Annotated in this window: 9 protein-coding genes; 8 read left to right on the plus strand and 1 reads right to left on the minus strand. The window is 56.7% G+C overall.

Annotated elements, in window-relative coordinates:
- Positions 1 to 183 precede the first annotated feature (183 nt).
- From IM291_RS00495 to IM291_RS00525, 7 genes are all read left to right on the plus strand, one after another.
- Positions 184 to 2,448 (plus strand): ComEC family protein, encoded by a 2,265-nt coding sequence (locus IM291_RS00495; protein WP_192985901.1) that lies wholly within the window; start codon positions 184 to 186, stop codon positions 2,446 to 2,448.
- Between the two features lie 36 nt (positions 2,449 to 2,484).
- Positions 2,485 to 4,233, plus strand: coding sequence for a lipid A ABC transporter ATP-binding protein/permease MsbA (gene msbA / locus IM291_RS00500; protein ID WP_028012570.1), 1,749 nt, complete (start codon positions 2,485 to 2,487; stop codon positions 4,231 to 4,233).
- A complete protein-coding gene (lpxK, locus tag IM291_RS00505) occupies positions 4,230 to 5,207 on the plus strand; it encodes a tetraacyldisaccharide 4'-kinase (protein ID WP_063154562.1) in 978 nt (325 codons plus the stop codon). Before msbA ends, lpxK begins: the two co-directional genes overlap by 4 nt.
- A gap of 44 nt (positions 5,208 to 5,251) precedes the next feature.
- Positions 5,252 to 6,481: a winged helix-turn-helix domain-containing protein gene (locus IM291_RS00510; RefSeq protein ID WP_192985902.1), complete on the plus strand. Its 1,230-nt coding sequence runs from the start codon at positions 5,252 to 5,254 to the stop codon at positions 6,479 to 6,481.
- A gap of 45 nt (positions 6,482 to 6,526) precedes the next feature.
- On the plus strand, positions 6,527 to 6,709 hold the full coding sequence (gene ycaR, locus IM291_RS00515) for a protein YcaR (protein ID WP_006174474.1): 183 nt from the start codon (positions 6,527 to 6,529) through the stop codon (positions 6,707 to 6,709).
- The gene (gene kdsB / locus IM291_RS00520) at positions 6,706 to 7,452 is read left to right on the plus strand and encodes a 3-deoxy-manno-octulosonate cytidylyltransferase (protein WP_047368214.1); all 747 of its coding nucleotides are present in this window, start codon (positions 6,706 to 6,708) and stop codon (positions 7,450 to 7,452) included. The genes ycaR and kdsB overlap by 4 nt, the downstream gene beginning before the upstream one ends.
- A gap of 141 nt (positions 7,453 to 7,593) precedes the next feature.
- Positions 7,594 to 8,487: a YcbJ family phosphotransferase gene (locus tag IM291_RS00525; protein WP_028012574.1), complete on the plus strand. Its 894-nt coding sequence runs from the start codon at positions 7,594 to 7,596 to the stop codon at positions 8,485 to 8,487.
- On the opposite strand, the gene elyC is transcribed toward IM291_RS00525, so the two are convergent.
- Positions 8,464 to 9,243: an envelope biogenesis factor ElyC gene (gene elyC / locus IM291_RS00530; protein WP_028012575.1), complete on the minus strand. Its 780-nt coding sequence runs from the start codon at positions 9,241 to 9,243 to the stop codon at positions 8,464 to 8,466. The genes IM291_RS00525 and elyC overlap by 24 nt on opposite strands.
- A 124-nt stretch (positions 9,244 to 9,367) precedes the next feature.
- On the opposite strand from elyC, the gene cmoM reads away from it, so the two are divergent.
- Positions 9,368 to 10,147, plus strand: a complete 780-nt coding sequence (gene cmoM / locus IM291_RS00535) for a tRNA uridine 5-oxyacetic acid(34) methyltransferase CmoM (RefSeq protein WP_192970862.1) — start codon at positions 9,368 to 9,370, stop codon at positions 10,145 to 10,147.
- The last annotated feature ends 2 nt before the right edge of the window (positions 10,148 to 10,149 follow it).

Genomic DNA, 10,149 nt, shown 5'->3' on the forward strand with positions numbered 1-10,149 from the left:
GAAAGCACCTGCGGGTGCTTTTTTTGTCTCCGTCACTTTCATTCTGAAGGTGTCTCGCATTTTAAGTTGCGTTTTCTGCAACGCGCTAAAAACCTTGCAGCGCTTGCTGTAGATTGCATTTTTCACGCCTGACACCCCGCTCGATCTGCCCGCATACTGCCGCCCAGAAACAGGGAGGTAGCAATGGGAATTCCCGCTTTAGGTATCTGCGCCATTCTGGCGATAGCCCCGTTACTCTGGTTACCTGAACTGCCATCGCGTTATACCATCTGGATAATGATGGCTGGCGGGGTTGCACTAGCCGCACGCCAAAACGTACGGCTGAAGTATGTGGGGTTGACGCTGTTATTTTGCGTGTGGGGCATTCTGGCCGCGCAAGAGAGCGTCTGGCCGATGCAGCATTTAACCGCAGGTGCCGTACAGGTCGAGGTGGAGATCGCCGCGACTGATGGTGCCACTGTGCATCAGGGAAAAATACTCACCGTTGATGGCCAGCGCTGGTGGGCGTCAACGGGCGTAACGCTTTATGGTCATTATCTGCCGCAGAAAGCGTGTGCCGGTCAGCGCTGGGCGATGACGCTCCGGCTCAGGCCTGTACACGGCGAACTGAACGACGGAGGGTATGACCCCCAGCGCAGCGCTATTGCCCGCCATCAAACGCTAAGTGGGCGTTTTACACATGCAGAACTCATCGATGGACGCTGTAGCCTGCGAGCGCAATACCTGACATCGCTGCAAAACCGACTTTCAGTTTATCGCTGGGGCGCGGTTATCCTCGGGCTGGGCATGGGAGAACGTCTGGATGTCCCCAGGGAAATAAAAGACCTGATGCGTGAAACCGGCACGCTGCATCTGATGGCGATTTCGGGTCTGCATATCGCGCTGGCGGCCTCCATCGTCTGGTTTCTTGTGCGCGGGCTTCAGTTTTTATTACCTTGCCATCGGGTCAACTGGCAAATGCCTCTGCTGGCAGGGTTATTCTTTGCTGCTTTCTACGCCTGGCTGACCGGTCTGCAACCGCCCGCGCTACGCACGGTCATCGCACTTGCTGTACTGGCGGCGCTGCGGATCGGTTCCCGGCAATGGTCTCCATGGCAGGTGTGGATCTGCTGTGTCGCGGCGATCCTGATAAGCGATCCCTTAGCCATACTTTCGCAGAGTCTGCTTTTGTCTGCATTTGCCGTCGCCGCGCTGATTTTCTGGTTTCAGTGGTTGCCGCTTCCTTACTGGCAGTGGGCTCGCCGGATACGTCCGCTGCTTAACCTGGTCTATCTGCAGGTCGGCATGCTGTTACTTCTCATGCCGCTACAGGTTCTGATTTTCCATGGCTTTAGCATTTCATCGTTGATCGCCAATTTCTTTGCCGTGCCGTTGGTGACGTTTGTCTGCGTACCGCTGATTTTACTCGGCATGCTGCTCCATCTGCTGCCGCTGGCGGGGCTGGAAAGCGGCATCTGGTATGCAGCCGATAAGACGCTTGCCGGGTTGTTCTGGTTGCTGATGCGCCTGCCAGACGGCTGGCAGAGTGTGGACCAGCGCTGGCAGTACATGACGTTACTGCCGTGGCTTATCCTCATCGGCTGGCGTTTCCGTGCCTGGAAAACCGTTCCTGCCGTTTGTCTGGCGGGATGTGTCTTGCTGGCTTCTCCCCTCTGGCGGACGGCGAAAAGCGACGCCTGGACGCTCCATATGCTGGACGTGGGGCAGGGACTGGCAATGGTTATTGAACGACAGGGAAAAGCCATTCTTTACGATACCGGGCTTGCCTGGCCGGGCGGGGATAGTGCACAGCGGTTAATTATTCCATGGCTGCGCTGGCATCATCTGCAGCCGGAAGGCGTTATTCTCAGCCATGAGCATCTCGACCATGCGGGAGGCCTTGTATCGCTGCAAAAAACATGGCCCGAAATGTGGGTAAGAAGTCCGTTGCACCAGACCGGGCATCGTCCCTGCTTTCGCGGGCAAAGATGGCAATGGCAGGGGTTAACGTTCACCGTCCACTGGCCCACTGAAAATTATCCGGCTCAGGGTAACAATCACTCCTGCGTGGTAAAAATTGACGACGGCGAGCAGAGCGTTCTGCTGACGGGAGACATTGAAGCACAGGCAGAACAGGCTATGCTTAGCCATTACTGGCAGCATCTAACGTCCACCCTCATACAGGTACCTCATCACGGCAGCAATACCTCGTCGTCATTGCCGCTGGTACAGCGGGTTGAGGGACAGATAGCTCTGGATTCAGCGGCCCGCTATAACGCATGGCGATTCCCGTCGGCTAAAGTAGTCCGGCGCTATCGAAAAGAGGGATATATCTGGCACGATACCCCCCATTCCGGGCAAATATCGGTGACATTTTCGCACCATCGCTGGCAAATCCGGCGCGTGCGGGATCAATTTTTACCCCCCTGGTATCATCAGTGGTTTGGCGCGCCCGTAGATAACGGGTAGAATATGCGGCTATTTCAACAAATGCTGGTTTTTTGAATGCATAACGACAAAGATCTCTCCACGTGGCAAACCTTCCGCCGACTCTGGCCGATGATTGCACCCTTTAAAGCAGGCCTGATCGTGGCGGGTGTAGCGTTAATCCTCAACGCAGCCAGCGATACTTTTATGTTATCGCTCCTCAAACCGTTACTGGACGACGGTTTTGGTAAAACGGATCGCTCAGTGTTGCTATGGATGCCTCTGGTGGTTATCGGGCTGATGATCTTACGTGGTATCACCAGCTATATCTCCAGCTACTGCATCTCCTGGGTTTCCGGGAAAGTGGTTATGACCATGCGCCGTCGTCTGTTCAGCCACATGATGGGCATGCCGGTTTCATTCTTTGACAAGCAATCCACCGGGACGCTGCTGTCTCGTATTACCTACGATTCAGAGCAGGTTGCCTCCTCCTCTTCAAGCGCGCTGATTACCGTCGTGCGCGAAGGAGCGTCGATCATCGGTCTGTTTGCAATGATGTTCTATTACAGCTGGCAGCTGTCGCTGATCCTTATCGTGCTGGCACCGGTCGTGTCCATTGCTATCCGCGTCGTCTCAAAGCGCTTCCGCAATATCAGTAAGAATATGCAGAACACCATGGGGCAGGTGACGACCAGCGCAGAACAGATGCTGAAAGGGCACAAAGAAGTGTTGATCTTCGGCGGTCAGGAAGTTGAAACCAAACGCTTTGACAAAGTCAGCAACAAAATGCGTCTGCAGGGGATGAAGATGGTCTCGGCCTCTTCCATCTCTGACCCGATCATTCAGCTGATTGCCTCACTGGCGCTGGCGTTCGTTCTTTATGCGGCAAGCTTCCCGAGCGTAATGGAGACGCTGACGGCGGGTACTATCACCGTAGTCTTCTCCTCGATGATTGCCCTGATGCGCCCGCTGAAATCCCTGACCAACGTGAACGCCCAGTTCCAGCGCGGGATGGCCGCCTGCCAGACGCTGTTCAGCATTCTGGATTCTGAACAGGAAAAAGACGAAGGTACACGCGAGGTAGAGCGCGCGCGTGGCGACGTGGAGTTCCGCAACGTGACCTTCACCTATCCAGGCCGCGAAACGCCGGCTCTGCGCAATATCAACCTGACGATTCCGGCAGGTAAAACCGTTGCGCTGGTAGGCCGCTCCGGCTCCGGTAAATCCACCATTGCGAGCCTCATCACTCGTTTCTACGATATTAACGAAGGTGAGATCCTGCTGGATGGTCACGATCTGCGGGAGTACACCCTGCAGTCGCTGCGTAACCAGGTTGCGCTGGTTTCTCAGAACGTGCATCTCTTCAACGATACGGTCGCCAACAACATTGCTTATGCACGCACTGACGAGTACAGCCGCGAGCAGATTGAGAACGCCGCGCGTATGGCGTATGCAATGGACTTTATCAACAAGATGGATAACGGTCTGGACACGATAATCGGTGAAAACGGGGTACTGCTCTCCGGCGGTCAGCGCCAGCGTATCGCCATTGCGCGCGCGCTGCTGCGCGATAGCCCGATACTGATCCTGGACGAAGCAACATCTGCACTGGATACGGAATCTGAACGCGCGATTCAGTCGGCGCTGGATGAACTGCAAAAGAACCGTACTTCGCTGGTGATTGCGCACCGTCTGTCCACTATTGAGCAGGCAGATGAGATCGTCGTGGTTGAAGACGGCATCATTGTTGAACGCGGAAGCCATGCCGATCTGCTGGAACATCGTGGCGTTTACGCCCAGCTTCACAAGATGCAGTTCGGCGAATGATTGCACGCATCTGGTCCGGTGAATCCCCGCTGTGGCTGCTGCTTTTGCCGCTCTCCTGGCTGTACGGCCTGGTGAGCGGCATTATTCGCCTGTTTTACCGTCTGGGGATCAAGCGTGCCTGGCGCGCGCCGGTTCCGGTAGTCGTGGTGGGTAACCTCACGGCGGGCGGCAACGGCAAAACGCCAGTGGTGATCTGGCTGGTGGAGCAGTTGCAAAAACGCGGCATCCGCCCCGGCGTGGTGTCGCGTGGGTATGGTGGTAAAGCGGCGCACTACCCATTGCTGCTGTCGGCGGAAACCACGACCGCAGAAGCGGGTGATGAGCCAGTATTGATTTTCCAGCGTACCGGTGCGCCGGTTGCGGTCTCCCCGGTGCGCAGCGACGCCGTGCAGGCCCTGCTTGCTGAACACGCGGCACAAATCATCATCACTGACGACGGCCTGCAGCATTACGCTCTGGCGCGTGATAAAGAGATTGTAGTTATCGACGGCGTTCGTCGTTTCGGCAACGGCTGGTGGCTGCCCGCTGGCCCCATGCGTGAACGCGCTTCGCGTCTGAAGTCCGTTGATGCGGTGATTGTTAACGGCGGTGAAGCAAAGTCGGGTGAAATTCCTATGCGTCTGTTACCGGGAATGGCGGTCAACCTGGTGACGGGTGAACGCCGGGCGGTTGCAGAACTGCCTTCGCTGGTGGCAATGGCGGGTATTGGTCATCCGCCGCGCTTCTTCGCGACGCTGGAACAGTGTGGCGCCCGGCTGGAAAAACGCGTTCCGCTGGCTGACCATCAGGCGCTGGTGTCAGAACAGGTTGAGGCGCTTACCGCGCCTGGCCAGACGCTCATTATGACCGAAAAAGATGCGGTGAAATGCCGTGCCTTTGCGAAAGAAAACTGGTGGTATCTGCCGGTTGACGCTGAACTCAGCGGCGAACAGCCGGAACAATTGCTTAAGGAACTGATTGCGTTGGTGCAGTAGAGGCTTACGCGGTTCTGGTGGCGCTTTGACTGACAGGAAAACGCATGTCTTTACCGCAACTCTCGCTTTCAGCCGCACGTCATTTACACCTTGCCGCGCAGGGGCTGCTCAAAAAGCCCCGTCGCCGCGCGCAGCCTGCCGATATCCTCTCTACCGTCCAGCGCATGTCGCTGCTCCAAATCGACACCATTAACATTGTCGCCCGTAGCCCTTACCTGGTGCTGTTTAGCCGCCTGGGGAGTTATCCTCCGCAGTGGCTGGATGAGGCGCTCTCCAAAGGGGAGCTGATGGAGTACTGGGCTCACGAAGCCTGCTTCCTGCCCCGTAGCGATTTCGCCCTGGTGCGTCACCGTATGCTTGCTCCGGAAAAGATGGGATGGAAATACCGGCAGGCGTGGATGGAGGAGCATGAGGCTGAAATAGAGCAGCTTATCAGCCATATTCAGGAAAACGGCCCCGTTCGATCCGCCGATTTTGAACATCCGCGCAAAGGTGCAGGCGGATGGTGGGAGTGGAAGCCGCACAAGCGTCATCTTGAAGGGTTGTTCACGTCAGGCAAAGTCATGGTCATTGAACGGCGTAATTTTCAGCGCGTTTATGATCTGACGCATCGCGTGATGCCTCACTGGGACGACGAGCGGGATCTGCTTACCCAGGAGGTGGCCGAGGCCATCATGCTGGAGAACAGCGCCCGCAGCCTGGGCATTTTCCGTCCGCAATGGCTGGCAGACTATTACCGCCTCCGTCAGCCTGCGCTGAAGCCTCTGCTGGAGATGTGGCAGCGTGAACAGCGAGTTATTCCCGTTATGGTGGAAACGCTGGGAGAAATGTGGCTGCATGCGGATCTTGTCCCTCTGCTGCCCGAGGCTCTGGAGGGGAAACTCCGGGCGACCCACAGCGCGGTGTTGTCACCTTTCGATCCGGTGGTTTGGGACAGAAAACGCGCCGAGCAGCTGTTTGACTTCAGCTACCGGCTGGAATGCTATACCCCGGCGCCAAAGCGGCAATACGGCTACTTTGTTTTACCGCTGCTGCACAAGGGACAACTGGTCGGACGCATGGATGCCAAAATGCACCGCAAGACCGGCACGCTTGAAGTCATTGCCCTTTATCTGCAAGAGGGCATCAGGGTCACGGCGAGACTGGAAAAAGGGTTAACGTCCGCCATTAGCGAGTTCGCGCGCTGGCAGGAGGCTCGCGACGTAACGCTTGGCCGGGTACCTGACGGGTTATTCACATCCTGTCGAAGTGGCTGGGAAACAGGCACGCCCTGAAAAGGGAATGTGTTAAGCTTTAGCGATTACCCATACGGAGGAACTATGGATCACCGTTTACTTGAAATTATTGCCTGCCCGGTATGCAACGGCAAACTTTACTACAGCCAGGACAAACAGGAGCTGATCTGCAAGCTGGACAGTCTGGCCTTCCCGCTGCGTGACGGCATTCCGGTACTGCTGGAAAATGAAGCCCGTTCCCTGGTGGCAGAAGAGAGCAAACCATGAGTTTTGTTGTCATTATTCCTGCACGTTATGCCTCAACGCGTCTGCCGGGTAAACCGCTGGTAGATATCAACGGCAAGCCGATGATTGTGCATGTCCTTGAGCGGGCGCGTGAGTCCGGTGCCGACCGCATTATCGTTGCAACCGATCATCCTGATGTCGCCCGTGCGGTTGAGGCCGCAGGCGGTGAGGTGTGCATGACCCGCGCCGATCACCAGTCCGGCACCGAGCGTCTGGCGGAAGTGGTTGAGAAATGTGGTTTTAGTGACGATACGGTCATCGTCAACGTGCAGGGCGACGAGCCGATGATCCCGGCCGTTATTATCCGTCAGGTGGCGGAAAACCTGGCGCAGCGTCAGGTCGGTATGGCGACGCTCGCGGTGCCTATTCACCATGCTGAAGAGGTATTCAATCCGAATGCGGTGAAGGTGGTGATGGATGCCGAAGGCTATGCGCTCTATTTCTCCCGCGCTACGATTCCATGGGATCGCGATCGCTTTGCGCTCTCTAAAGAGACCATCGGTGATTCTTTCCTGCGTCATATTGGGATCTACGGCTATCGCGCCGGCTTTATTCGCCGCTATGTAGCCTGGGCGCCGAGCCCGCTGGAGCATATCGAAATGCTGGAGCAGCTTCGCGTGCTCTGGTATGGCGAAAAAATCCACGTTGCCGTTGCCCGCGAAGTACCGGGAACGGGCGTTGATACCCCAGAAGATCTTGAGCGCGTCCGCGCCGAGTTGCGCTAATCCCGCCTGCATCCCTCCTTTCGGAGGGATGTCCTCTCCCCGCAAATTCCCCTTTCTTTACCCTAATTGATCTCTTCCGGGTGACATCTTCACGCTGTGCGCTCATTATAAAAGCAGTAGTCTTAATGGGGGTAATCTCATATGGAACAGCTGCGTGCCGAACTTAGCCATCTGCTGGGTGAGAAGTTAAGCCGGGTCGAATGCGTGAGTGAAAAGGTCGATACCGCGCTCTGGTCGTTGTATGACGGCCAGGGCAACCCGATGCCGCTGATGGCACGAAGCTTCTCGTCGCCGGGCGTCGCCAGGCAGCTTGCCTGGAAAATGTCGATGCTGGCACGGGAGGGAACCGTCCGTATGCCGACCGTGTACGGCGTAATGACCCACGAGGAACATCCCGGCCCGGACGTACTGCTGATTGAGCGTTTACGCGGTGTGCCGGTTGAAGCGCCCGCGCGTACGCCGGAACGCTGGGAACAGCTGAAGGATCAGATTGTTGAGGCGCTGCTGGCCTGGCACCGACAGGATAGCCGCGGGCTTGTTGGACCGGTTGACAGCACCCAGGAAAACCTGTGGCCGCTGTGGTATCGCCAGCGGGTGGAAGTGCTGTGGGGGACGCTTAACCAGTTCAACAATACCGGTTTGACCATGCAGGACAAACGTATTCTGTTTCGCACCCGCGAGTGCTTACCGGCGCTGTTCGACGGCTTTAACGACAACTGCGTGCTGATCCACGGCAATTTTACTCTGCGCAGTATGCTCAAAGACTCCCGCAGCGATCAGCTCCTGGCGATGCTAGGGCCGGGGATCATGCTCTGGGCACCGCGGGAATATGAGCTGTTCAGGCTTAGCGACAGCGGGGCGGCGGAAGGTTTACTGTGGCACTACCTTCAACGCGCGCCCGTTGCAGAGGCGTTTCTCTGGCGTCGCTGGCTTTATCTGCTCTGGGACGAAGTGGCGCAACTGGTCAACACCGGACGTTTCAATCGCGCCAACTTCGATCTGGCGGCTAAATCACTCTTGCCCTGGCTCGCCTGACGAGCCTTTCAGCCACTGCCAGAGGCGTCCGAGCGTCTCGTAGCCAACGCGATCGCTATGCATCAACCACATCGGAGAGGGGATCACCCGTTCCCATGGGTTGAGCGGCGCGCTGATGGCCATCTGGTTTGCCGGTGCGGGAAGCGGGTGCAAACCTTGCTTCTCGAAGAAAATCATCGCTCTTGGCAGGTGCGAGGCGGAGGTCACCAGTAAGAACGGAACATCGCCAATCGCCTGCTTCACCGCGGCAGCCTCTTCCTCGGTATCCTTGGGGCTGTCCAGCGTGATGATAGAGGAACGCGGTACGCCGAGCGATTCCGCGATTCTGGCCCCCGCTTCAGCCGTACTCACCGGGTTGGTTTTGGCCGCCGCGCCGGTGAAGATCATTTTTGATCCCGGATTCGCCAGCCACAGGCGAATACCTTCGTTTAGCCGTGGCAGGCTGTTGTTGATCAGGTTCGAACTGGGGGCCCAGTCAGGGTCCCAGGTATACCCGCCGCCCAGCACAACGATGTAATCAACTTTCTGGTTTCCCTGCCACGTAGGGTACCTGTTTTCGATGGGGCGCAGCAGTCCATCCGCCACCGGCTGCAGGCTCAGCAGCAGAAGGACCAGCCAGCCGAACGTAATAAGCGTTTTGCCACTCTTCTGAAAGCGACTAAACCACACCAGCGCCAGCCCCAGCGCGATGATGATAAGCAGCAGCGGAAGGGGAAGCATCATCCCTCCAACGTATTTCTTAAGGGTAAAAAGCATCCTTTTTGGTTCCTTTTTTGACCATACAGCAGATGATTACCGGTGATATTACACCAGAGAGGTTCATTCTCCGCGCGGGTGTGACAAAATAGCGGTTTTGCAGTTAGCGAGTGGAACTCTCCCAATGCGGGATCGCAATTTTGATGACATCGCGGAAAAGTTTTCGCGCAACATTTATGGCACCACGAAAGGGCAGCTCCGTCAGACGATCCTCTGGCAGGATCTGGACACTATTCTGGCGACGTTCGGTGGTCAAACGTTGCGCGTGCTGGACGCCGGAGGCGGTGAAGGGCAGACGGCCATAAAAATGGCTGAACGCGGTCATCACGTCACGCTTTGCGATCTTTCTGCTGAAATGGTCGCCCGCGCGACGCGTGCGGCAGAAGAGAAAGGTGTGAGCGACAACATGCATTTTATACAATGCGCCGCTCAGGACATCGCGCAGCATTTGGAATCCCAGGTTGATCTGATATTGTTTCATGCGGTGCTGGAGTGGGTTGCCGATCCGCAAAGCGTGTTACAAACCCTGTGGTCAATGTTACGTCCGGGCGGTACGCTGTCGCTGATGTTCTACAATGCTAACGGCTTCCTGATGCACAACATGGTGGCAGGGAACTTCGACTATGTTCAGGTCGGGATGCCGAAAAAGAAAAAACGCACGCTTTCCCCGGACTATCCGCGCGATCCGCAGCAGGTTTACGGCTGGCTGGAAGAGATTGGCTGGCAGATCGTCGGGAAGACGGGCGTCAGGGTGTTTCATGATTATCTGCGTGAAAAACACAAACAGCGTGACTGTTTTGACACCTTAACAGAATTAGAAACGCGGTATTGCCGCCAGGAGCCGTTCGTCAGCCTTGGCCGCTATATTCACGTCACCGCGCACAAGCCGCAGATGCAAGGATAACC

The sequence above is a fragment of the Enterobacter cloacae complex sp. P27C genome, from assembly GCF_014895705.1.
GTDB classification, from domain to species: Bacteria; Pseudomonadota; Gammaproteobacteria; order Enterobacterales; family Enterobacteriaceae; genus Enterobacter; species Enterobacter bugandensis.